The following is a 22,230-nucleotide window of genomic DNA, read 5'->3' on the forward strand; positions in this document are numbered from 1 at the left end:
CTTATTCACCAATCTTTCCAATACCTAGTGCAAATTCAACAGTATCGTTTATGCTTTCAAATACAAGCGGGTAGTCCATGTCTTTTCTCTTTATGATTATAGTCTGTGCGCCTTCCATTCTGGCGGCCTCTATCTTTTCCGCGGTTCCGCCCCGCTTCCCGCTGTCCTTTGTTACCATGTATTTTATAGAGCTTTCCCTTATTATAAGCCTGTTCATCTCTTTTGAAAAGGGACCCTGCATCCCTATTATGTTCCTCGGAGAAAAACCAAGCCCCTCGCATTTTAAAACGGCATCCGAAGTGGGCAGAACCCTAACGTACAGCCTTTCCATTTCAATGCTATTTGCGAATATATCCATGTTGTTGCTGCCTATGGCAAGCAGCACATTTCCCTTTGTATCCTTTAGAAATCCAGCGGCTTCCTCAAATGAGCAAAAGCATATGGCACCCTCCGTGTCACTCGTCTTTTCCCTTTCGTACCTCGCATAGGGCAACTTCATGTCGCTTGCGCAAATGATTGCGTTTTTGGAAACCTCGACGGCAAAGGGGTGGGTGGCGTCTATTATGCAGTCTGCCCCTATGTCCCTTGCAAGCTTTTTCATGCCAATTGCATCAAGCCTTGAGCATATCACTTCTATTTCAGGCCTGTCCAGCGCAAGGGCTATGTCCATTCCGTACTCGGTAGCCGTGCTTATTGTTACCCTTATCCCTCTTTGTGCCATTTCCTTTGCTATCTCTACTGAATCAGACGTGCCTCCAAAGAGGAGTATCATATCCTGTATCCCCTAGGGGTGACTATTACTCCATCTTTTATGTATGAAGTTGAATTCCCTACTATCACGGTGCTCATCATGTCTATATCGTGCTCAAGCATCTCTTCAAGAGTAGTGACCACGGTCTGCTGGCCGTCCCTTTTGGCGTTTCTCACTATTCCCACAGGGGTTCCTGTGCTCTTGTACTGGAGAAGTATGTCCCTTGCCTCTTCTATCTGAGTCTGCCTTCCCTTGCTCTTTGGATTGTATATGCAAGTCACGAAATCTCCCATGCCGGCGCAGTGAATCCTCTTTTTGATTAGCTCCCAGTCCGTAAGAAGGTCGCTCAGGCTTATTGTCACGTAGTCGTGCATTATGGGAGCCCCAAGACACGCGGCGGCGGAGTTTGCCGCAGTCACTCCCGGCACAACCTCGAACTCTATGTCCTCGCCGCTCTCCTGTATAAGCTGTATCATTATTCCGGCCATTCCGTATACTCCGCAGTCGCCGCTGCTTACAAGCGATACGGTATTACCCTCCATTGCAAGCTCTATTACCTTTTGGCATCTGTCTACTTCTTTTTTCATTCCAGACGACAGTACTTCCTTGCCCTCGCCGATATTCCCGAGCATATCGATGTACGTCTTGTATCCGACTATGCAGCTGCTATCTCCTATCGCCTTTGACGCTGCCGGAGTCATATGGTCCATTCCTCCAGGGCCTATTCCAACTATGTATACTTTTCCGTAAGCTTTCAATTTATCCTCTCCCATATGGAAACTGTAATTCCATGTTTAATGTTCTTTTTGACAAGGCATTTCCCCTTGTTTGACGCCATGTAGCCGCACGGCTCGCACACCGCCCCTGCCCCGGTAGTCTTTCTTACAAACTCGGATGTTTCAAACATGTTTTCATGTCTTGCTATATCCTCGGGCCTAAAAAATACAGTGTCCGCCTTGAAGTGATCTGCGGCTTCGTGTATCCCCTCTTCGTCGCTTTTTATGCTTATACTGGCGAATTTTTCAACCGCCCTGCAGTCTATTTTGGCGCACTCGAGAGTCTCCTGCACAAAGCCGATTATGCTCTTTGCTCTCGTTCCCCTTCTGCACCCTATGCCGACTACTATCCTTTTGGGTATTATGAGCGACGTCGGAATGTCCATATTTTTCATTTCCATCTTTTTATACCTTATGAGTATTGCCGCATCGTGCACTTTGGGATCTATCTCATCCGCCCTCTTCACGTTGAGCGGAAAGTCCATTTCAAGGTCAACGTCCGAAACTATTGCAACCGCCCTGCCTTCGACTGCAAATGCAGTCACAGTCTTTGCGTCTTCAAAGCTGTCTATATCGCAGCCTATTCTCTTTGCTAGTGTGTCCACGGCAATGCTCTCGCACACGTCCGAAGCCGTGGTTATAACTTCTTGGGCACCAAGTGCCCAAGCTGCAAGTACTGAGGCCTCATTCGCCCCTCCTATGTGTCCTGATATAAGGCTTATCACAAACCTTGCCTTTTCATCTATAACAAGGACCCCTGGGTCCTTTGACTTGTGGGAAAGATTCGGGGCTATCGATCTTACAGCTATTCCGCAGGCCCCTACGAACACAATTATGTCGTATCGATTGAATATGCCTGCTATGAAGTCGTAAAATCCCCCCTCTATTTTTACTGAACCATTCGGCTGAAGCCTCTTTCCGGAGTATATGTCCAGTGTCCAGCCTTGCTCTTTTTTGCATATGTTTTCTTTCAAGCGCAGCGCGGTGTCAAGAGCTCCGTTTGTAACCGCCACTACCGCCCATCTCATATCTTTGCCGCTCTGTATTCGTGTGAAAAGCTCTTGTCGTAAAGCTTTGAAAGCGAATACTCGTTGCCTAAAAAGTCTCCAACTAGTATCTGCGCAGTCTTTGTTATTCCTGCCTCTTTGACCTTTTCGGCTATGTCCGAAAGCTTTCCTGTAACAACCTTCTGGTCCTCCCAGCTGGCCCTTTGAACCACCGCAACAGGAGTGTCCTCCCCGTATGAAGGCGTCAGCCTTTTTGCAACCTCGTCTATCATGTGCACAGAAAGAAATATTGCCATTGAAGCCCTGTGCTTTGCAAGGCTCTCAAGGCTTTCAGCCTCTGGCACAGGAGTTCTGCCTTCAAGCCTTGTGCATATCACAGTCTGCGATACGTCCGGAAGTGTAAACTCCTTTTTAAGAGCTGCGGCAGAAGCCACAAAAGAACTCACTCCCGGCACCACTTCAAATTCTATTCCCATCGCTTCAAATCTGTCCATCTGCTCCCTTATGGCACCGTATATGCTGGGGTCCCCTGTGTGAACCCTCGCCGCAGTCTCTCCTCTTTTGACTGCATCGCCTATTACCTGTACGACCTCGTCAAGGGTCATCCCCGCGCTGTCATGCACTATTGCGCTTTCTTTTCTTCCCTGAAGCACCTGCGGATTCACAAGAGATCCCGCATACACTATAACGTCTGCCCTGTCTATTATGCTCTTTCCCTTTATAGTTAAAAGATCCGGATCCCCTGGACCCGCTCCTATGAAATAAACTTTGCCCATTTTTAACCTCTCCTTTTGGCGGATATTATGTATATGGGGTTGTTGGCGCTCATCATTGTAAGCCCCGACACCCTTCTCCCCTTTGAAACCTGTACGAGCGATATGTCCATGTCCTCATAGCCCCGCTCCTCGAAAAGCTTTATTATACTCGAGGCGCTCTCTATAGTTATGGCATTTGCAACAACTATGGTTCCTGGCAGTGTGCCCTTTTCCATCCAGTCGAATATCTTGTCCATTCGGCCCTTGCTTCCGCCAATGAACACCCTGTCTATTCCAGTTATTTCCGACATGGCTTCAGGGGCGTATCCCTGCACTATATCCATGTTTAAGGCCCCGAATTTTTCGGCGTTATTTTTAATAAGCTCCACGGCCTCTTTGTTCACCTCCACGGAGTATACCTTGCCCGCGCTGGCAATGAGCGCCGCCTCTATGGATATGGAGCCCGTGCCGGCTCCTATGTCGATTACCCTGCTGCCATTTTGGAGCCTCAGCTTTGAAAGCGAGAGCACTCTGACCTCGCATTTTGTCATGGGAACTTTGCCTCTTTCAAAATTCTCGTCGGCTATTCCCATGCCATAAAAATCGCTACTGATTTTCATAACGTATCACCACCACGCACATCTCATATTCAGAATGAGGGTCTATGTCGCTTGCTTTTTTCACCGTTATCCTCTCGTTTTCATACGACAGGTTCTCTCCTATGTATATGGTTGCGTCGCCCATCCCGTTTTCACATAAGTGGATTGCTATGCTTGAAGGATTCCACTTCTTGTCTGTAAGTAGACCTACCTTGCCCCTTTTTCTAAGAGGCTCTATTATGTCGTCCTCCCTTGCATGGAGGCTCGATATATAGGCGTCGTGCCATGTATCCCCGATTCTTGCGAACATGTACTGCATAGAGCTCACTCCCGGCACCACGTTTATGCTCTCCCTGTCAAAATGCTTTGAAAGGTATGAAAGCATGCTGTAAAATCCCGTATCTCCCGATACCACAACCGATATCACCTTGTCTCTCATGTTTTTTCTTATATAGTCCACGGCATCCGAAAGTTTTGATGTGATGACAAATGTCTCTTTTCCCTCTGTGTCCACTTCCTGTATGTTTCGCCTTCCGCCCACTATTATGTCAGAATCCTTTATGGTTCTTACAGCTGCCGGGATCATGTAGTCCTCGCTTCCCGGCCCTATTCCCACTACATTTATCATCTTTTTCATCCGCCACCTCCGCTATTGCCCTTTTCATTCCTGTCTGTCCACGTCAATGCGCTGCGCCTGCAGCTCTAAAAGCATATCCTTCGCGCCCGGGCACATCGCCAGGAGCCCGTGCTTTTGAGAAAATATCGCGCTTGCAACCTCTATCTGGTCGTAGGAATACATCCTAGACTTTTTGCTGACCCTATCGGCTATGTCTTCAAACACGCCCGAAAGATTGTTTTCGATTATTATGTCCACGGCCTCTTCGGTTGTTATGCTCTCCATTATGGATTTTATGACATCTGCACCGGCGCCCCTCATGCCACAAAGAGCCGAAATGGTCTCCATCCTGGCGTCCGCGACCCTGCTGTGAGTGTTGAACACCCCGCCTGCAATCTTTACAAGCTTTCCTATGTGGCCCACCCACAGTATCTTTTCAAATCCCTTTTGCGCCGCAGACTCTATCATGAACCCCGCATAGTTGCTAGTCTTTACTATTATATTTTCGTCTATTCCGTTTTGGATGCAAAAGTCCCTGCCATAGTTGCCCGGCGCAAGCACTGCCGCTTTCGCTCCCGCTTCCTTGAGCATGCCCAGCTCCAGCAGCATTGACTCCTTTATTGCGTCCTCGCTCATGGGCTCCACTATTCCGCTCGTACCTATTATGGATATCCCGCCCTCTATTCCAAGCCTGGGGTTGAATGTCCTCTTTGCAATGTCAACGCCTTCAGGTGCAGATATTGTGACAATCGCCCCCCTGCCTTCTCCTATTACGCCCCTTACCTCTTCTTCTATTGTCTTAAGGGGGGTCTTGTTTATGGCGGGCTTTCCTATATCTATCCCTATCCCCTTTCGGGTCACCCTGCCCACTCCTTCGCCCCCGCGTATTTCGATTCCCATTTCGTCTTTTAAAGCTACATCCGCGTATATCTTCATTCCGTTTGTTACGTCGGGATCGTCCCCTCCGTCCTTCACTACAAAGCAGCTTGCCCCGCCGTCTTTTATGGAGCCGCCGTATACGTCTATCTCAAGCTTCCATCCCTTTGGGGTGTCTATGCTTATGCTGTCTACAATCTTCCCGCTTATTAGCATCAATGCTGCCGCCTTTGCCGCCGCGGTCGCGCAGGAGCCTGTAGTATATCCGTATCGCAGGCGCTTTCCTCCCTTTACAATATACCTTTCCAAAACATCACATCCCACAAAATATCGTGCATTTCATATCAATTAACCATTTATCATATCGTTGGCACGTGGGGTATGAATCCGTCCGGCAGATTCATACCCCACGTGCCCTATGCGTTATACAAAAGCGCGTTTATTATGGCCGCTGCGACGGGGCTTCCGCCTTTTCTTCCCTTTGTTATTATGTAAGGGACGTCAAGCTTTGCTATCTCGTCTTTGGACTCGGCCGCACCTACAAATCCCACTGGAACCCCTATTATGAGATCGGGTTTTACCTTGCCCTCTTCTATTAGCTTTTTGAGCATAAAAAGTGCAGTGGGCGCGTTTCCTATCGCGAATATTTTTATGTCAGAGTTTGTGCACGCCTTTTCAAGAGCAACCATAGATCTTGTTATTCCTAGCTCTTTGGCCTTCTTTGCTACGTCTTCGTCATGTACGTGGTTTAGTATCTCCCCTCCCAACGACGAAAGCCTTTTTTTGTTCACTCCCGCCATTATCATTGAAGTGTCGGCGTATATGCTTCCTCCGGCCTTTATGGCTCTTATTCCCGCATGTATGGCATCTGGATGCACAAGGGTTATGTCCCTGTATTCAAAGTCGGCAGTCGTGTGTATTATCCTCTTTACAACAGCTCCTTCAAGCCCTGTTATGTCTTTGTCTCCAAGCTCTTTTGATATTATCTCGAAGCTTCCCTTTTCTATCTCGCCTGGAACCTTTATATAATCCATAAACTCCTCCTGAAATGTATTTTATAAGTCTTTTACATATACTGCAGTTTTGCTCCACCCTGGACTATTGTGCAGCTTTCAACGCTCTTGGCCGCCTTGACTATTTCAAGCTTTCCTATCTCGTATATGAGCTTTCCCATATCCACTTTATCCTGCGGGTATAGCACTCCGACAGTACTTCCGCTGTGAGCCACGTTGACACCGTACGCCCCAAGCTCCATGCTCTTTTCTATGAGCGCTTCAAGCCCGCGCTTTGGGAGAACGTTCTGCCTTTCAAGCCCGCTTATTATCGCGGCCTGTCCTATCTTTCCCATGTCTTGTTCGCAAAGTCCCTCTTCAAACAGCTCAAGGGCCCTTTTCATCTGACGTTCGCCCGATCTTATGAGGCCATGCAGCCCCTTTTTGTGGAATGAAACCGTGTCTATGATCTCCCTTCCCTCTATCAATATCACGCCCGACTCTATGTTTTTGCCGTAGTCCCTGCATATATCGCCTCCTACGTGATCAAAAAGAGTGAGCGTGTTGAATATGGTGCTGTCTGTGGGCTCTATGCCCGTGCATATTCCAGCCACTTCCTCTTTAGAAAGCTTCCTCCCTATATACTCCGATGCACAAGCTATTGCGGCGCAAATGTCCGCAGTGCTGCTTGCCATCCCCTTCCCGGCTGATATTTGAGAGTCTATATCAATGGCTATGTCTTTTGATTCCTCGCTTGAATAGCCGCAGAGTCTGAAAGTCTCGTCCACAGCCCTGTACGCCTTTTCCATGTCAATGGGCATATCATCCGGCCTTTTGCCCTCATAAAGACTCACGGTCGAATACATGTCCACCGCATACGATATGAGCTTTTCGCCTCCGAAGATGTATCCCTGAATGAGCTCTCCACATGACGCCGGGCAAACAGCCCTTATCATATCCTGCTCCCCATTATCCTGTCCGCTATCATCCTTGCAAAGTCCATATTGCTGTAAAAGTGGACATGTGCGTATCCCGCCATAACGTTTTTCTTGCAAAATCCGCAGCTCCACGAGTCTCCCTCGCCCGACTCCCTCTTTTTAAAGACATTGTATGCGGTGACTATGTCCTCTTTCAGCTCCACATAGGACCTGTGGAATTCATGCGCCCTTGTCCTGCCTGTAATTCCCTCGCATTCAAACTCAACGTATCCAAACCTTTGGAGCCTTCTGGTCATTGCAGCCTTTGCCGGGAAGAATCCAACCATTTCAGACTCGCTGCCGTCAAGCCCCGTTACCTTTTCTGTAAGGTACATCAGCCCTCCGCACTCAGCATATGCAAACATTCCACTTTCAAGGCTCTTCCTCATACGGCTTCTCATTTCGCTGTTTTTTTCAATCTCCTTTGCAAACACCTCCGGGAACCCTCCGCCTATATAAAGTCCATCTATGTCATTTGGAAGGCTTTTATCGCTTATGGGGCTGAAATACTCTATTTCAAATCCCATCTTTCGAAAAAGCCTTATGTTGGCACCGTAGTAGAAGTTGAATCCCTTGTCCATGGCCACGCCGAGCCTTAGTCCCTTTGCATAGTCCAGAAGGTCTTTAGCGGGGTCGCTCGGTTGATCGAGAGTGCAAGCTCCATTTGCGATTTTGATCAGCCCCTCTATGTCTATGTGGCTTTTGACAAGCTGTGAAAGTCTATCTATCTTTTCTGAAAGCTCCTTAACCTCTCCTGCCGGTATCAGTCCCAGATGCCTGCTGCCAAGCGCGACTTCCTCAGTCTTTGGCAGGTATCCGAGGCATTTTACTCCAGTGTGGCATTCTATTGCCTCTTTGAGTATTGAGTAGTGGCGCTCCCCGGAGACCCTGTTTATTATTACTCCCCTTACATCAACGCCTGGGTCGAATCCCGCATATCCCATGACCTGGGCCGCTATGCTTGCCGAAACTCCCTTGCCGTCGAGCACTAGCACCACGGGGCATTTTGCAATTTTCGAAACGTGGGCGGAGCTTCCAATGCAAGACTTTACTCCAAGCCCGTCATAAAGCCCCATTACGCCTTCTATCACTGATATGTCGCTGCCTTGTGAACCTTCAAACAGCATCTGCATAACGCTGTTTTCGTCCAGAAGGAAGCTATCCAGGTTTGTGGACTCCCTTCCGGTCACGAAGCCATGAAACTGTGGGTCTATATAGTCCGGCCCCACCTTGAAGGGCGCAACTTTTTTTCCCACTGAAGCCATTGCGGCCATTATGCCTATGCTGACCGTAGTCTTTCCGCAGCCGCTTGTAGCTCCTGCTATCATTATCCTGTCCATAAAATCAACTCCACACTATTCTCCAAGCGGAACTATTCCGCTTAGAATCCCGTATCCGTTTGTATACTCTATATAAACCCTTGCCGCGGGCTCTATCTTGAAGTGCCACATGTCGTCTATTCCCATACCCAGAAGGTGAATTATTATGTTCAGGGCGTTTCCTCCATGGGTCACTATTAACGCTGTTCCCTCATTCTCCTTTATGGAGTCTATAAATGACGTTGTGGCATTTCTCCAGTCCATGAAATTGTCGCCTCCGGGTATTGTGTAACCCTTGTAGTCACTTGTCCAGCTCTTCCACTCCTCGGGGTGCTGCGCTTCTATCTGGCCGTATGTCTTGTTTTCAAACATCCCGAAGTTAAGCTCCCTCAGCTCGTCCCTTATTTCATATTCCATTCCACGCCCTTTTGATATGGCGTCCGCCAGTGCAATCGCCCTTTCAAGAGGGCTGGAGTACATAAAGTCAACCTTTTGCGAGCCGAGCTCTCTGCTTAGCTTTTCCACCTGCAAAAGTCCCTTTTGAGTCAGGCTTGACTGTGTCACTCCATAAAGCTTCTTTTCGGTGTTTGCCACTGTCTGTGTGTGCCTTGCTATAATAAACTTCATATGCTCATTCCCTTCAAATCCTTACACGTAAAAGCCCGTCAGGTATGCAATGACTAAAAACATAGTCTGCGAAAACTCTATCACAAGCCCATGCGTATCCCCGGTTATACCTCCGAGCACCGATTTAACCTTCCTTGCCACTCCAAGCGCTGCGGCTATTGTAAGCATAGCCGCTACTGCGTACTTCGGTCCGTGAAGCCAGGCCGCAGTGCCTGTGAATACAGTCAGGGCTAGAATAAGTTCAAGCCCGTTTGAATTGTCCACAAAGCTCTTGCCCATTCCCTCTTCCCTTGCATATTCGTTGAAATAGCACACTATTATGACGCAGCTTCTTCCCGCTACCGCCATAGTCAAAAGGTATGTGGGCTCCATGTGGTAAAACATCACCAGGTTCGAAAGGAGCAGCATGAATATAGCTATCGAGCCAAATGTACCCACGTTGCTGTCCTTCATTATCTCCAGGACCCTTTCCCTGTTTCTCCCGCTGAATATCCCGTCAACGCTGTCTGCAACACCATCTATGTGAAGGCCTCCGCTTATCCAAATGTAAAAGGCAAGAACCAAGAGCGAATATACCGACTTGTCTATTCCAGACAGCAATGAGGCGAATCCCCACATCAGCATTCCAATTACGACTCCAACAAACGGAGTGTATTTGACACCTTTTTCAAAGTCTTCGCTTTTGAATTCAAACGGATATGGCACGGGCAGCCTTGTGAAAAACGTAAGCATAAGTAAAAATCTCTTCATATTGCTTCACCCTTTATTCTACTCTATATTCTGCTCTTTGTTTAATCAGTTGTGCGATTCTCTATTTTATCCTCATTGGTATTCCAGAAAAGCAAACGTGAACCTCGTCAGCCATCGCAGCTATGTGCTGGTTCACCCTGCCCGCTATGTCCCTGAATATGCTTCCGAGCCTGTACGAAGGCACAAGCCCCATTCCAACCTCATTTGTGACTATTACGGCATCCCTCTCTCCGGCAGACAAAACGTCAAGCATAGAATTCACCTCTTTGAATATCTCCGCCTCAAGATTGTCCACCTCTTCCATGGAGCAACTGTCAAAATCCACTCCGGTTTCAAGCATGATGTTTGTAACCATTACCGTTATGCAGTCGAGAAGCACCGTCGATGCTCCTCCTCTTTCAATGTCTTCTTTTATGCTCTCAAAACCTTTATATATCTCGTATGTCTTCCAGCTTGAAGGCCTTGAATTCCTGTGCTTTTTTATCCTGTCCTTCATTCCATCGTCAAACGCTATTGCGGTTGCAACGTATGCTACGTCTCCCGCGGCATCCGCCGCTATTTTTTCCGCAAGCCTGCTCTTTCCGCTCCTCGCCCCACCTGTAACCATTATGATTTTTCCCATGAAATCACTTCCCTGCTGATTTAAAGTTTCACATTTAGCACTGATCAAAATATTCAATTGCGGCGCTTATGAACCTGTCTGTATAGTCCCTTTTCTTGACTGCAACCCTTATGTAGCCGTCTCCAATGCCATAAAAGTCCTCGCATGTCCTTATATATACCCCGCGCTTTTTAAGATGCTCATCGAGCCCTTTGGCCCTATTGCCTTCGACTCTGCAGAGTATGAAATTGCTCCTGCTTTCGACAGGGTCAAGCCCCTTTACGCCTGACAGACTCTCGAGCATGTACTCCTTTTCATATTTGTAAAAGTCTAGTGTCTTTTTCCTGTATTCGCCGTCTGCCATCATAAGCGGCAGCGCCTCAAGTGCAAACGCGTTCACAGTCCAAGGCTCCTTGAACTTTTCCATCTTCTCTATTATGCTCCTGTGCCCAACGCCGTAGCCTATGCGAAGCCCCGCAAGCGAATAGAACTTTGTCATTGACCTGAGTATGAACACATCGTGATTTTCTATGTTACCAATGAGGCTTTCCCCAAGCGAATAGTCTATGAAAGACTCGTCTGCAAAAAGAATCCCTCTATTTTTTGCCAGTCCATCCAGCAAAGGTTTGAAATCCTTAGCCTCCGTGAAAACACCAGTGGGGTTGTTGGGATTGCAAATCACCACTACCTCATGCGAGCCGCTTTCAACCCTCTTCGCCAGGGCGTACATGTTCGGCCTAAAGCAGTTCTCTTCCGTGCACAAAAAGCTCTCCACATTGGAACCGTACATCTCAAATGCTCTCTTGTACTCGTTGAATGTCGGCTGCACTATCAGGACGTTTTTCGGCCTTATCGCCCTTGCAAATAGGTATATGAGCTCTACGGCCCCGTTTCCAAGTATAGTGCTGCCATCGCCTGTTCCAAGGGCCTTTTCAAGGCTTGTTCTGGCGCTAATCCCGTCTATTTCGGGATACATTGAAATCCCGCCTGCCATACTCTTTATGAGCTCTACAACTCCCTTTGGCGGACCCAGCGGATTTATGTTTGCGCTAAGGTCTGCAGCGCTGTCCCTGTCTTTTCCAAAATATCCTCCGTGCTTGTTCAATTCATCATCTCCAAAATACACTATAGTTATAAGTCTCTTATAAAAGTCTCCCACTTACGCTAACGCATGGATGATAGCGGCTTGCCAATTGCCATATATATTCAAACTAAAAATAGTTTCCCGCAAAAGGCATGTGATTGTATGAATTTGTCCGGCTTTCTGGAGCTTTGCAGAGCCGTTCATTGAGATTTTGCAAGCGAGCCGATTGGAACCTTTGACTGTTTGAGCGCAGTGAGTTTCAAACGGTTCCCGGCGATATTGCAAAATGAAATGCCAAACGGCTCCAAAGCATAAGACATCCGGCAGATTTATACATCACATGCCAAGTATCATAGCCGCCATTATGAGCGCCCCTATCTGTGAGGCGTATAGTATCCTGCAGGCCCCCCTTATGTGATTTGGCACTATTTCAGTTTTCGTATCGCCTATTGTCGGCTTGTAAACAGTCTCCCCGAAATAAGTGTTTGTCCCTCCAAGCCTTATATTCATAAGGCCCGCCGCCGCCGCTTCGGGATATGCGCAGTTTGGGCTCTTGTGGTTTTTACGGTCCCTTATCATTATTCTCATTCCGCTTGATGCGTCAAACCCGGCGATTCCTCCGGCAACCACCATGAGGACGCTCCCTATCCTTGCAGGGATGTAGTTTAATACGTCATCAAGCTTTGCGGATGCAAAACCTATCTCCCTGTAAGGCTCCTGAATATATCCGACCATGGAATCGAGAGTATTCACTGTCTTGTATATGAACACGAATTGAACAGGGTATCCAACAAGAGCCCCTGCAACGATCCAAAACATGGGAGCCAAAACACCGTCTATTGTGTTTTCAGCCACGGTCTCCACAACTGCCCTTGTAACCTCATGCGGCTTTAAGCTCGACGTGTCCCTTCCCACAAGATACGAAAGGAGCTTTCTAGACTTTTGAATGTCGCCTTCCAGAAGCGACCTGTATACCTTCAAAGCCTCGTCTTTGAGACATTTTGCCGCAAGCGAGGTGTATAGAAGGTATGTCAATAAAGTCACGACCGCCCAGCTTCCAAGCATTCCTGCCGCATGCAGCAAAAGTGAAACTGCAGCTGCCACGGTAACCACTGAAAAGCCCGCAAGTAAAAATCCACCGAGCCTAAGCCTATTTGGAAAAACCCTTCTCACAAGCTTTTCATAAGCAGATATCATCCTGCCTATGTAGATTATGGGATGGGGCCAAGAATGAGGGTCCCCTAGAATGAAATCCATAGCCGCGGCAACTATTATAATTGTAAGGAAGCTTTTTTGCGCTTCTCCAAAAATATCCATTGTCTATACCCCTATTATGTCCATTATTTTGTCCATGTCAAGACTCTCCCTAACGGCCTTTGCAAGCTTGTCATACTCCATCTCCTTCATCTGGGCGTAAGAGAGAGTGACCTCCATTTTGCCCATTCCCTTTTTCTCCCTCAAAAGGTCTACAATAGAGCTTCTGAATCCGTCGTTTTCAAATATTCCGTGTATATACGTCCCAAACACGCTTCCATCCGGGCTGACTGCGCCTTCCAGCCTTCCGTCCTCAAGCTCTATGGGCCTTATCGTCCCTTCAAGAGCGTCGCTTCTACCCATGTGAATCTCGTATCCGCCTGCAGCCTGCCCTATTGAGCCTCCAAGCATGCCAGTTCCGCTTATTATCTTGGCGCCTATCTGGCTTGTCCTCTTTTCAGCCGCCATTGTTGTGGATATGTCGAGAAGCGAAAGCCCGTTTATCCTCTCCATGTCCGACTCCACCCTGTGAGGGTCCCTTATCTCCATTCCGAGCATCTGGTATCCTCCGCAGATTCCTATTACAGGAACTCCCTTTCTGTGAAGGGCGTATATAGCCTTGTCCATTCCCGACTCGAATATGAATTTCATGTCAGATATTGTGTTTTTGCTTCCCGGAATTATTACCATATCTACGTCTTCAAGCTCATGGGGCTTTGACGCGTATCTCACGGCGACCCCTTCCTGCGCCTCAAAAGGCGTGAAGTCAGTGAAATTCGACATGTACGGAAGTCTTACAACCCCTATTACAACGTCGCCGTGTACGTCGCTTCTTATCCTCGTGCTCACGCTGTCCTCGTCCTCTATGTTTATGTCCATGTGGTTAATCACCCCGAGGCACGGGATGTCGAGCCTTTCCCGAAACATCTCTATTCCTGGCTTCAAAAGCTCTACATCTCCCCTGAACTTGTTTATTATGTACCCGCGTATCCTCTTTCTCTCCTGGGGCTCCAGCAGCATTACAGTTCCGTATATCTGCGCAAAAACGCCCCCCTTGTCTATGTCCCCTATGAGAATCACAGGTGAATCCGACATTTCAGCCATACCCATGTTCACTATGTCGTTTTTCCTCAGGTTTATCTCAGCCGGGCTTCCTGCCCCTTCAAGTACTATTACATCGTATTTTGAAGAGAGCCTATTGTAGGCCTCCATGACCGCAGTTTTCATGACTGTTTTCTTTTGGTAGTACTCTCCCGCCTTCATGTTCGAATGCACCCTGCCATGTACTATTATCTGGCTTCCCATGGTGCTTGTAGGCTTTAGCAGCACTGGATTCATGTCTACATGGGGCTCTATTCCCGCTGCTTCCGCCTGGACAACCTGTGCCCGTCCCATCTCTCCCCCATCTTTTGTTATGTACGAATTAAGCGCCATGTTCTGCGCCTTGAACGGAGCCACTCTGTATCCGTCCTGGCTGAGTATCCTACACAGCGCCGCAGTGAGTATGCTCTTTCCAACAGTAGATCCCGTTCCCTGAAACATTATGCTCTTTGACATATATTCACCTTCTCCAAAAAATTCAATCTATTTTAATTATAAATTTAAACACAAAAAAAGCACACATCCGAAGTATTGTGTGCCAAGGCAAGCCTATTCCATGGTATCAATACACTTCCCTCCGAAGCTGTTTAGATAAAATCCTCCAGGGCAGGTATCCTGACTTGCAAATCATCCTAATCTCCCCGCCTTCCCGAAAACTCAGTGGCATATTGGGGATTTCGTATTGCTTACAGTAGCGGGGGCTGTAGAGGAATCTAACCTCTTTCCCTCTTAGCTTTCATACAAAAATTTGAAAACGAAAGAACCCTGAAAAGTTTTTTATATTTACGCAATTTGCCTTAATTATAATTTAATGTAGCAAAGCTTGTCAAATTGATAATCTCTATAGTGAATCGCCTTTTAATCCTCTATTTGAAATAGTCTTTCATTTTTCTAATAAAACTTCCCTCTGACAATTTATTGATTTTCAAATCGTAATTAATATCTTTGTACCTGATTTTAAAACAGTGTATCATATATACATATAATTTGTATATATCTATAAGCACAGTTCTCAATGTGACAATAGTCACACACTATTAGGCTGTCTGCAATCGAAATAGTCATAAAATCGCTGGAAATTCTAACAATCCGCTCATATATTAAGATTTACTCATTCATAAAAGATAAGGTGAATTTCAGTTGTTCTCTATTTTTTCGCTTGTAATATATCACTATTAATACTATAATTTAAGCGTGAAAGCTTCATAAAACTATTGTTTAAGGCACCTTGTAAAGGTTTAATAGGGAAAGCGGTGAAAATCCGCTGCAGCCCCCGCTACTGTAAGTGAAGACGACTCTTTGCATCCACTGGCTCTACGCCGGGAAGGAAAAGACGAGGATGACACACGAGCCAGGAGACCTGCCTTTGACGTATGCTATGCTTCGGTGGGAAGCTGATGGCATTGAGCATATATTCAAGATGCAGTAAGGCGTCATTCCATATTCGGAGATTGCCTAAGAGCCTTAGTCTTGAAATACTTGCACTTTGTCTCAATCCGTTTCTTCCGCCACTATTTCTGCGCGGAAGTTTTTTATTTTCAAAAATAACTATAGTAAGGGTGGTAATATGGGAAAATTGTATGGAATAGGAGTGGGACCGGGAGACCCGGAGCTGCTTACTATAAAGGGGAAGAGAATAATAAACGAGGTGGACTTTCTTTTTTGCCCTGAAAAAAAAGAAGGCGCGGGAAGCTTTGCTTTCGAGATAATAGACGAGCACCTCGAAAACGACAATGTAAAAATCGTAAACCTCGTATATCCTATGCACTACAAGGAAGACGACCTTGAAAAGATGTGGAGGCACAACGCCGGCATAATAGGCGATATGCTTCAGGGAGACAAGCGCGGAGCATTCATAACTCTTGGAGACCCTACAGTGTACAGCACTTTCATGTACACACTTCCACATGTCGACAAGACAAGCATAGAAGTTGAAATAGTTCCGGGCATAACCTCTTTTTGCGCAGTTGCAAGCGAGCTGAAGCTCCCTCTTGTGGAGTGGGAGGAGAACCTGACTATAATGCCCGTCAGGAAAAAGGACAATGCAGAGCTACAAAGGTCAATAGCGCACAGCGACAATCTGGTCCTCATGAAGCCTTGCAACCAGCCGAATGAGATAGTCCAGATGCTCAAAAACAACGGGCTTGAAAAAAACTTCATGCTGATATCAAAGGTAGGTACGGGCGAAGAGGTGCTCATAGACGACATAGAACAGCTTGAAAACACAAAGCTACCCTACCTTTCGACTATGATAATTAAAAAGGGCGGACTGTAAAATGCCTTCACCTTCCCATGGCTCATATTCTAAAAAAGCCGTAGATGTGACAGCCCTTAAGGATATACATAAAAGGGAGAGCCTCAAATACAAAAAGCTAATGGCCGTCCTAGCGGCCGCAATGGCTTTGACAGTGCTGGTTTCGGTTTCAATGGGCGATGCCAGGATATCCGTGTTTGAAACTACAGGGATAATAATAGGAAAGCTTTTTTCAGCAGACTCACTCATGTATTCTGCAAGTCCGCAGAATACGTCAATAGTTTGGGACGTAAGGCTTCCCCGGATTCTTACTGGAATGATAGTAGGCGTGGGACTCGCCGTTTCAGGGAGCATATTCCAGTCCATACTGAGAAACCCTCTTGCCGACCCATATACAATAGGAGTATCTACTGGCGCTGCATTCGGGGCGGTTTTGGCGATATATGCCAACATTGTCATTGGCGCCTCTGTTTTGCCCGTCATGCCGGCGGCATTCATATTTGCACTCCTTACACTGACTGTAATAATAAAAATAGCAGGCCACAACCAGATATTGAACTCGTCTGGGCTTGTGCTGGCCGGCATAATAGTAAGTGCGATTTTGTCTTCCGGGATAAGCCTCATAAAGAGCATGGCCGGTGAAGACGTAGGCGCTATAGTGTTTTGGATTATGGGCAGCCTTTTTGCAAAGTCGTGGTCGCAGTTTCTGATTGCGCTCCCCATAATTTCAATATGCTGCATAATAGCCCACAGCTTCGCAGACGATTTGGACATACTGACTTTAGGAGTATCAGAGGCTAAAAACGTCGGGGTTGACGCGAACAAGAGGATGAGAATGTACCTTGTTATAGCATCTCTGATGACGGCAGTGTGCGTTTCCGTAAGCGGAGTCATAGGCTTTGTAGGGCTTGTAGTCCCCCATATTTTGAGAATTGGAGTGTCAGCAAAGCACAGATACCTGATTCCTCTGAGCGCAATGCTTGGAGGGACACTTCTTTGCCTTGCGGACAATATATCGAGGCTGATGTTTGCAGTTGAGATACCTGTCGGAGTAATAACCACTCTCATAGGGGGCCCTTTTTTCATTTACCTTTTCATGGACAAAAAGGCCAAGGGAGGCATACTATGATTTCAGTGAAAAACCTTTCTTTCTCATATGGAAAGAAGGCCTTGTTTGAAAACCTGAATATAAACCTGCAAAAGGGACAATTCATATCCCTTCTGGGGCCCAACGGCTGCGGGAAATCCACCCTTTTAAACCTCATATCGGGCCATCTGTCTCCTAAACTCGGCAGCATATCAATAGATGGAGAAAGTGTCCACAGACTTGGTGATATTGAAAAGGCCAAAAAGTTCACTTTTGTGAGGCAGCACCAGGGGAATGTATTTCCCTACCTTTGCATGGACTACGTGCTGCTTGGCAGAAGACCCTATAAAAGCAGCTTTGAAGATTTCACAGACGAAGATTTTACAGCGGCGCAGGGCGCAATGGAAAAAGCCCGTGTCCTTGACTTTGCAGGCAATCACCTTCACGAGCTCAGCGGGGGCGAGCTCCAGAGGGTCGTATTTGCAAAAGCTCTTGCCCAGCACACTCAGTACATATTCCTTGACGAGCCCTTTTCGGCAATGGACATATTCTACAGCATACATTGTCTGGGCGAACTGAGAAAAAAAGTCAGAGACGAAAACGCCACTGTCGTATGCGTTATGCACGACATAAACCTGGCCCTGCAGTGCAGCGACTGTGTGGTTCTGCTCGATCGAGGGAAAGTCTACAGCGCTGGGCCTGCAGGCGATCTCTTGACTCCGGATTCTATAAGGGATGTATATGGAATCCAAGTGGACAAAATAAACGACAGAGGATTTTTTATAAGAGAGGGAGGATTATTATGATTATGAAAAGAATAAGAAAAAAAATGTTATGCTTTACACTTGCGGCTGCAATGCTTATGGGGGTAATGGGAGGATGCTCTAAATCTTCTTCCGAGGAAGCTTCAAGTACAAGTACAGGCGATTCTTCGGAAAAGCAGGCAATGCTTGTGGTGAGCTTTGGAACAAGCTACGCAGACACAAGGGCTCTTACAATAGACAAGGTTGAAGAGCAGTTTAAGGAAAAATTTGCAAGCTACGACATATACAGGGCATTTACTTCGCAGACAATAATAGACATACTAAAAGAGCGAGACAACATACAGGTTTATAACGTAAAAGAGGCTATGAAAGAGCTTAAAAAGCAGAAGTATTCCAAAGTCGTAATACAAAACCTTCTTATAATGAACGGTGCTGAATACGATGAGTTTGTGGCTCAGATTGAGCCTTTCAAGGACGACTTCAAAGAGATATCAATAGGTAAGGCGCTACTAACTTCACATGATGACTACACGAAGACAGTAGAGGCCATGAAAGCCCAGCTTCCTGAAATGGCAGAAGGCGAAGCGGTGGTATTCATGGGACACGGAACACACCACCATGCAAACGCTGTTTATCCAGCTCTTGAATACTCATTCCACGACGCAGGACTTAATAACGTATTCGTAGGAACAGTTGAAGGATACCCTGCTTTTGAAGATGTGGTGGAGCGTCTTGAGGAAAACAACATAAACAAAGTCACTCTTATGCCTTTCATGCTTGTTGCCGGAGACCACGCAAACAACGACATGGCCGGTGACGAAGAGGACTCTTGGAAGACAATGCTTAAGGAAAAAGGCTTTGAAGTGGATACATATATTCACGGCCTTGGAGAAAACCAGGGAATAAGGGACATATATATGGAGCATGCCGAAGCTGCAATTGAAAACGCAGGCAGCGAACAAGGCGCAGAGTAAAAAGTCAGAAACGGTAAAGGTGATTGTATGCTAAAGGAAATAAAGTTTAAGACATGGGTCAAAATATTTGCAGTGATTCTCGTTACCCTTTTCATTGCGAGGCCGTGGATTGAAAAGGGCTCAAGCCACATCCTTCCCGCCGGTTCAAAAGAGTACGAAATAGACATTGTGGACGATTCGGGATACAGGGTGCGACTTGAAAAGCCTGCAGACAGGATAATCTCGCTGTACTCAGCCCACACTGAAAACCTGTTTTCACTGGGCCTCGACAGGGAGATCATAGGTGTCGGCACGTCCGACATATATCCTCCTGCCGCTCTTGACAAGAAGGTGTTCGACTACAGGTCCGATCCAGAAAAGATAATATCTCAAAAGCCAGACCTTGTGCTTATACGTCCCTTTATAGAAAGGAACAGTCCTGATTTCGTAAATTCTCTCAGGAGGTCTGGAATAAACGTAGTGTCACTCTACCCTGAAAGTTTCAGCGAGTTTGACGACTATATAATGAAGCTGGCCACTTTGACCGGAAAGGAAGGCACTGCATCCAAGAAGCTGGATGAATTCCACAATGAGCTCAAGTCAATGGGCTCTACCACAAGCGGAATAGAAGATAAGGTCGGGGTGTATTTCGAGTCTTCAGACAGAGACTACACAACTGTAACTGTTGATTCAATGCCTTCATACGCCTTGCAGCTTGCAGGAGGAATAAACATAGCTGGCGACGTGGAGCCTATAACAGAGGGCAGTTCCATAGCTGCGTACGGCATTGAAAATATACTCCAAAAGGGCAAAGAGATAGACGTATATGTCACTCAAAGAGGGGCAATGGGCGGAGGAGGAAACACCCACTCCATATCAATACGTCCGGGATTTGACTCCATTAGCGCCGTGAAAAGCGGAAGGATTGTCGAAATCAACCAGAAGATAATATCTAGTCCGACTTTCAGGTTCACAAAGGGTGTAAAGGAGCTAATGCGTTCTTTCTACCCAGACCTTTTCGATGCTATAGATCCGGATGCATACGGCGAGGAGATCACGAGGGACGAGCTTGCTGAAATACTCCTGAAATACACTCACAGCCCCATATTCGTGCCTTCGACGTCATACTACAAGGACTCGGGCAAAGACCACTACTATGGGCGTCTTGAAGACTTAGGCAGTGACAGTTCTTATTTCGATGCAGCCGAAACCTGCCTTCAAAGGGGCTATTTCGAAGTATTCATAGAGGACGATGTCGAATTCTTCAAGCCTGAAAGTAGTGTGACAAGGGAAGAGTTTGCCAAGATGCTCTATATCATAGGGAATCTCAAAAACGACAATTCCATAGAGATCAGCGATTTAGAAGACGTCAAAAATTCAAGAATCGCAAAATCGGTGGTCTCAAACGGCCTCATACAGCTTGAATCGGGAAATTTCCTTCCTGAAAAATCCGTATCAAAAAACGAGATATTTGCCGCTCTTGAGACGCTGCAGGTGATATTAAATGATAACATGTAATAATCTTTATAAATCCTTTGGCGATTTTAACGCAGTCGATGGAATAAGCTTTAGTATACCTGCCGGCGGATTTTGGGGCCTTTTAGGCCCCAACGGCGCCGGGAAAACCACACTGATACGTATGATGATAGGGCTTTTGGAGCCTACCGGCGGAGAAGTTGTTTTTGACGGGGTGAAAATGCAAAAGGATGCAATATCTGTAAAACGCAAAATAGGCGTAGTAAGCCAGCACATGAACCTCGACAAGGAGCTCTCTGTAGAGGAAAACCTCTATTTTAGCGGCCTTCTTTACCATATACCGAAAGAGGAAATCAGGCGCAGGACGCAGGAGCTATTGTCGTTTTTGGACCTTGAAAATGCCAGAAAAAGGCTCTCAAAACACCTTTCCGGGGGAATGAAGCGAAAGCTCATGATAGCGCGGGCTATAATGCACGACCCGCAGTATATATTCCTGGACGAGCCCACTGCTGGAGTGGATGCAAGCGCAAGAAAGGAAATTTGGGACTTTTTAAAAAGCCAGCACGAATCCGGCAAGACAATAGTGCTTACAACCCACTATATAGAAGAAGCCCAAAGGCTTTGCGACAATGTGATGCTCATAAACGAGGGTACAATATTCAAGGACGGCTCTCCAATGGAACTTATAAACTCTATTGGCCGCTATAAGCTCGAATACCAGGCCGATGGACACAGCCTGTCTTCTTTTCACGAAACGCTCTCTCAGGCGAAGGAGATCGCTATTGGCATAGACAAAGGATACCATATAACAGACACCTCTCTTGAAGACGTGTTTTTCAGCTATACCCAAAAGAAGGTGCACATATGGAAATAAAGACTATATTATGGCGTGAGTGGACTTTTTTCAAGCACCGCTTCTGGAAAATAACCCGGGCTCAGCTTATAACCCCCCTTCTGTACCTCATCACATTCGGATTCGGACTGGGCGGTCGCCTGAGCGTGGAGGGCCAACCCTACATGTTTTATCTCATACCGGGCCTTTTGGCCATGACTACAATGAGAAACAGCTACTCCGCAATATCAATGAGAGTGAGCGTTACAAGGCTTCATGAAAAAAGCTTTGAGACATTCATATATTCTCCCACAAGAATTTCGCGCCTTGCAATAGGACACATACTGGCAGGGGCTCTTCGGGGAGTTTATTCTGGCATCTTTGTAATAATAATGGGCATGATTTCAGGAGTGGATTTTCCCATAAGCGGATGGCTTATACTTGTAATATTCTTAAACTCCATAATATTCGCGGAGCTTGGTTTTTTTGCAGCAATGGTCATAGACACCCACTACGACATGAACAACTTCACAAACATAGTCATAACCCCCATGTCATTCCTTTGCGGAACATTCTTTTCTCTCAGCGAGATGCCCTGGTTTTTCAGGTGGATAATAGAGCTTCTTCCTCTGACACATACCACGAGGCTTCTGCGAAGGATTATTCTGGGCTACGGTATAGACACTTTCTCGCTTATTGCAACATTGTTTTTCGCAGCCGCGTTAATGGTGCTTTCAATAAGAATATGCTATGAAGAGATCAAGTATTAGACCTTATTG

Annotated in this window: 23 protein-coding genes and 2 riboswitches; of the genes, 7 read left to right on the forward strand and 16 right to left on the reverse strand. The window is 46.7% G+C overall.

From position 1 onward, the window contains the following. Position 1: 1 nt before the first annotated feature. The 16 genes from cobK to BUQ87_RS01215 form a co-directional block, all read right to left on the reverse strand. On the reverse strand, positions 2-772 hold the full coding sequence (cobK, locus tag BUQ87_RS01140) for a precorrin-6A reductase (RefSeq protein ID WP_038260992.1): 771 nt from the start codon (positions 770-772) through the stop codon (positions 2-4). Continuing rightward, positions 769-1,509 carry a precorrin-3B C(17)-methyltransferase gene (gene cobJ, locus BUQ87_RS01145; RefSeq protein WP_143182365.1) on the reverse strand — a complete coding sequence of 247 codons (741 nt, stop codon included), beginning with the start codon at positions 1,507-1,509 and terminating at the stop codon, positions 769-771. Before cobJ ends, cobK begins: the two co-directional genes overlap by 4 nt. Beyond that, positions 1,506-2,555, reverse strand: a complete 1,050-nt coding sequence (locus BUQ87_RS01150) for a cobalt-precorrin 5A hydrolase (RefSeq protein ID WP_038260985.1) — start codon at positions 2,553-2,555, stop codon at positions 1,506-1,508. Before BUQ87_RS01150 ends, cobJ begins: the two co-directional genes overlap by 4 nt. Further along, positions 2,552-3,310 (reverse strand): precorrin-4 C(11)-methyltransferase, encoded by a 759-nt coding sequence (gene cobM / locus BUQ87_RS01155; protein WP_038260981.1) that lies wholly within the window; start codon positions 3,308-3,310, stop codon positions 2,552-2,554. The genes BUQ87_RS01150 and cobM overlap by 4 nt, the downstream gene beginning before the upstream one ends. Before the next feature lie 2 nt (positions 3,311-3,312). Continuing rightward, positions 3,313-3,909, reverse strand: a complete 597-nt coding sequence (cbiT, locus tag BUQ87_RS01160) for a precorrin-6Y C5,15-methyltransferase (decarboxylating) subunit CbiT (RefSeq protein ID WP_038260978.1) — start codon at positions 3,907-3,909, stop codon at positions 3,313-3,315. Continuing rightward, positions 3,896-4,525: a precorrin-6y C5,15-methyltransferase (decarboxylating) subunit CbiE gene (gene cbiE, locus BUQ87_RS01165; protein ID WP_038260975.1), complete on the reverse strand. Its 630-nt coding sequence runs from the start codon at positions 4,523-4,525 to the stop codon at positions 3,896-3,898. The genes cbiT and cbiE overlap by 14 nt, the downstream gene beginning before the upstream one ends. Positions 4,526-4,549: 24 nt before the next feature. After that, positions 4,550-5,689 carry a cobalt-precorrin-5B (C(1))-methyltransferase CbiD gene (cbiD, locus tag BUQ87_RS01170; RefSeq protein WP_038260973.1) on the reverse strand — a complete coding sequence of 380 codons (1,140 nt, stop codon included), beginning with the start codon at positions 5,687-5,689 and terminating at the stop codon, positions 4,550-4,552. Positions 5,690-5,796: 107 nt separating this feature from the next. Beyond that, positions 5,797-6,414, reverse strand: coding sequence for a precorrin-8X methylmutase (locus BUQ87_RS01175; RefSeq protein WP_038260971.1), 618 nt, complete (start codon positions 6,412-6,414; stop codon positions 5,797-5,799). A 32-nt stretch (positions 6,415-6,446) separates the two neighbouring features. Further along, on the reverse strand, positions 6,447-7,328 hold the full coding sequence (locus BUQ87_RS01180) for a GHMP family kinase ATP-binding protein (RefSeq protein ID WP_038260969.1): 882 nt from the start codon (positions 7,326-7,328) through the stop codon (positions 6,447-6,449). Next, entirely contained in the window at positions 7,325-8,689 is a 1,365-nt protein-coding gene (locus BUQ87_RS01185; RefSeq protein WP_038260967.1) for a cobyrinic acid a,c-diamide synthase CobB, read from the reverse strand. Before BUQ87_RS01185 ends, BUQ87_RS01180 begins: the two co-directional genes overlap by 4 nt. Before the next feature lie 15 nt (positions 8,690-8,704). After that, a complete protein-coding gene (locus BUQ87_RS01190) occupies positions 8,705-9,295 on the reverse strand; it encodes a histidine phosphatase family protein (protein WP_038260964.1) in 591 nt (196 codons plus the stop codon). Between the two features lie 21 nt (positions 9,296-9,316). Next, positions 9,317-10,045 (reverse strand): adenosylcobinamide-GDP ribazoletransferase, encoded by a 729-nt coding sequence (gene cobS / locus BUQ87_RS01195; RefSeq protein WP_038260962.1) that lies wholly within the window; start codon positions 10,043-10,045, stop codon positions 9,317-9,319. Between the two features lie 61 nt (positions 10,046-10,106). Continuing rightward, positions 10,107-10,667: a bifunctional adenosylcobinamide kinase/adenosylcobinamide-phosphate guanylyltransferase gene (gene cobU, locus BUQ87_RS01200; RefSeq protein WP_038260960.1), complete on the reverse strand. Its 561-nt coding sequence runs from the start codon at positions 10,665-10,667 to the stop codon at positions 10,107-10,109. Between the two features lie 34 nt (positions 10,668-10,701). Beyond that, on the reverse strand, positions 10,702-11,805 hold the full coding sequence (locus tag BUQ87_RS01205) for a pyridoxal phosphate-dependent aminotransferase (protein ID WP_077216412.1): 1,104 nt from the start codon (positions 11,803-11,805) through the stop codon (positions 10,702-10,704). A gap of 261 nt (positions 11,806-12,066) precedes the next feature. Continuing rightward, positions 12,067-13,047, reverse strand: a complete 981-nt coding sequence (gene cbiB / locus BUQ87_RS01210) for an adenosylcobinamide-phosphate synthase CbiB (protein ID WP_038260955.1) — start codon at positions 13,045-13,047, stop codon at positions 12,067-12,069. Positions 13,048-13,050: 3 nt separating this feature from the next. Further along, entirely contained in the window at positions 13,051-14,541 is a 1,491-nt protein-coding gene (locus BUQ87_RS01215; RefSeq protein WP_038260953.1) for a cobyric acid synthase, read from the reverse strand. A 132-nt stretch (positions 14,542-14,673) separates the two neighbouring features. Further along, positions 14,674-14,868, reverse strand: a riboswitch (cobalamin riboswitch). A 421-nt stretch (positions 14,869-15,289) separates the two neighbouring features. After that, positions 15,290-15,467: riboswitch (cobalamin riboswitch) on the forward strand. 185 nt (positions 15,468-15,652) lie between these two features. Here BUQ87_RS01215 and cobI point away from each other — a divergent pair. Genes cobI through BUQ87_RS01250 form a run of 7 tightly spaced genes read left to right on the forward strand, consistent with a single transcriptional unit; the run spans position 15,653 to position 22,221 of the window. Then, positions 15,653-16,360 carry a precorrin-2 C(20)-methyltransferase gene (gene cobI / locus BUQ87_RS01220; protein WP_038260950.1) on the forward strand — a complete coding sequence of 236 codons (708 nt, stop codon included), beginning with the start codon at positions 15,653-15,655 and terminating at the stop codon, positions 16,358-16,360. Between the two features lies 1 nt (position 16,361). Next, positions 16,362-17,468 (forward strand): FecCD family ABC transporter permease, encoded by a 1,107-nt coding sequence (locus tag BUQ87_RS01225; protein ID WP_052635838.1) that lies wholly within the window; start codon positions 16,362-16,364, stop codon positions 17,466-17,468. Beyond that, positions 17,465-18,232, forward strand: coding sequence for an ABC transporter ATP-binding protein (locus tag BUQ87_RS01230; RefSeq protein ID WP_052635837.1), 768 nt, complete (start codon positions 17,465-17,467; stop codon positions 18,230-18,232). Before BUQ87_RS01225 ends, BUQ87_RS01230 begins: the two co-directional genes overlap by 4 nt. Next, positions 18,229-19,164, forward strand: coding sequence for a sirohydrochlorin cobaltochelatase (locus BUQ87_RS01235; RefSeq protein WP_242943753.1), 936 nt, complete (start codon positions 18,229-18,231; stop codon positions 19,162-19,164). Before BUQ87_RS01230 ends, BUQ87_RS01235 begins: the two co-directional genes overlap by 4 nt. A 27-nt stretch (positions 19,165-19,191) precedes the next feature. Further along, complete coding sequence (locus BUQ87_RS01240) at positions 19,192-20,661, forward strand: ABC transporter substrate-binding protein (protein ID WP_052635836.1); 1,470 nt, start codon at positions 19,192-19,194, stop codon at positions 20,659-20,661. Further along, positions 20,648-21,493, forward strand: a complete 846-nt coding sequence (locus BUQ87_RS01245; RefSeq protein ID WP_038260948.1) for an ABC transporter ATP-binding protein — start codon at positions 20,648-20,650, stop codon at positions 21,491-21,493. The genes BUQ87_RS01240 and BUQ87_RS01245 overlap by 14 nt, the downstream gene beginning before the upstream one ends. Further along, positions 21,484-22,221 (forward strand): ABC transporter permease, encoded by a 738-nt coding sequence (locus tag BUQ87_RS01250; protein WP_038260944.1) that lies wholly within the window; start codon positions 21,484-21,486, stop codon positions 22,219-22,221. The genes BUQ87_RS01245 and BUQ87_RS01250 overlap by 10 nt, the downstream gene beginning before the upstream one ends. Positions 22,222-22,230: the final 9 nt, after the last annotated feature.

Origin of the sequence: Peptoclostridium litorale DSM 5388 (assembly GCF_900141635.1) — a bacterium.
In the GTDB taxonomy this organism is placed as follows: Bacteria; Bacillota; Clostridia; order Peptostreptococcales; family Peptostreptococcaceae; genus Peptoclostridium; species Peptoclostridium litorale.

Coding starts and splice junctions, on each gene's coding strand:
- cbiT (WP_038260978.1), bottom strand. CDS start 3,909: ATGAAAATCAGTAGCGATTTTTATGGCATGGGAATAGCCGACGAGAAT.
- BUQ87_RS01150 (WP_038260985.1), bottom strand. CDS start 2,555: ATGAGATGGGCGGTAGTGGCGGTTACAAACGGAGCTCTTGACACCGCG.
- cbiB (WP_038260955.1), bottom strand. CDS start 13,047: ATGGATATTTTTGGAGAAGCGCAAAAAAGCTTCCTTACAATTATAATA.
- cbiE (WP_038260975.1), bottom strand. CDS start 4,525: ATGAAAAAGATGATAAATGTAGTGGGAATAGGGCCGGGAAGCGAGGAC.
- BUQ87_RS01235 (WP_242943753.1), top strand. CDS start 18,229: ATGATTATGAAAAGAATAAGAAAAAAAATGTTATGCTTTACACTTGCG.
- BUQ87_RS01185 (WP_038260967.1), bottom strand. CDS start 8,689: ATGGACAGGATAATGATAGCAGGAGCTACAAGCGGCTGCGGAAAGACT.
- cobU (WP_038260960.1), bottom strand. CDS start 10,667: ATGGGAAAAATCATAATGGTTACAGGTGGGGCGAGGAGCGGAAAGAGC.
- BUQ87_RS01175 (WP_038260971.1), bottom strand. CDS start 6,414: ATGGATTATATAAAGGTTCCAGGCGAGATAGAAAAGGGAAGCTTCGAG.
- BUQ87_RS01190 (WP_038260964.1), bottom strand. CDS start 9,295: ATGAAGTTTATTATAGCAAGGCACACACAGACAGTGGCAAACACCGAA.
- cobS (WP_038260962.1), bottom strand. CDS start 10,045: ATGAAGAGATTTTTACTTATGCTTACGTTTTTCACAAGGCTGCCCGTG.
- BUQ87_RS01245 (WP_038260948.1), top strand. CDS start 20,648: ATGATAACATGTAATAATCTTTATAAATCCTTTGGCGATTTTAACGCA.
- BUQ87_RS01240 (WP_052635836.1), top strand. CDS start 19,192: ATGCTAAAGGAAATAAAGTTTAAGACATGGGTCAAAATATTTGCAGTG.
- cobK (WP_038260992.1), bottom strand. CDS start 772: ATGATACTCCTCTTTGGAGGCACGTCTGATTCAGTAGAGATAGCAAAG.
- BUQ87_RS01215 (WP_038260953.1), bottom strand. CDS start 14,541: ATGTCAAAGAGCATAATGTTTCAGGGAACGGGATCTACTGTTGGAAAG.
- BUQ87_RS01225 (WP_052635838.1), top strand. CDS start 16,362: ATGCCTTCACCTTCCCATGGCTCATATTCTAAAAAAGCCGTAGATGTG.
- BUQ87_RS01250 (WP_038260944.1), top strand. CDS start 21,484: ATGGAAATAAAGACTATATTATGGCGTGAGTGGACTTTTTTCAAGCAC.
- BUQ87_RS01230 (WP_052635837.1), top strand. CDS start 17,465: ATGATTTCAGTGAAAAACCTTTCTTTCTCATATGGAAAGAAGGCCTTG.
- BUQ87_RS01180 (WP_038260969.1), bottom strand. CDS start 7,328: ATGATAAGGGCTGTTTGCCCGGCGTCATGTGGAGAGCTCATTCAGGGA.
- cobM (WP_038260981.1), bottom strand. CDS start 3,310: ATGGGCAAAGTTTATTTCATAGGAGCGGGTCCAGGGGATCCGGATCTT.
- cobI (WP_038260950.1), top strand. CDS start 15,653: ATGGGAAAATTGTATGGAATAGGAGTGGGACCGGGAGACCCGGAGCTG.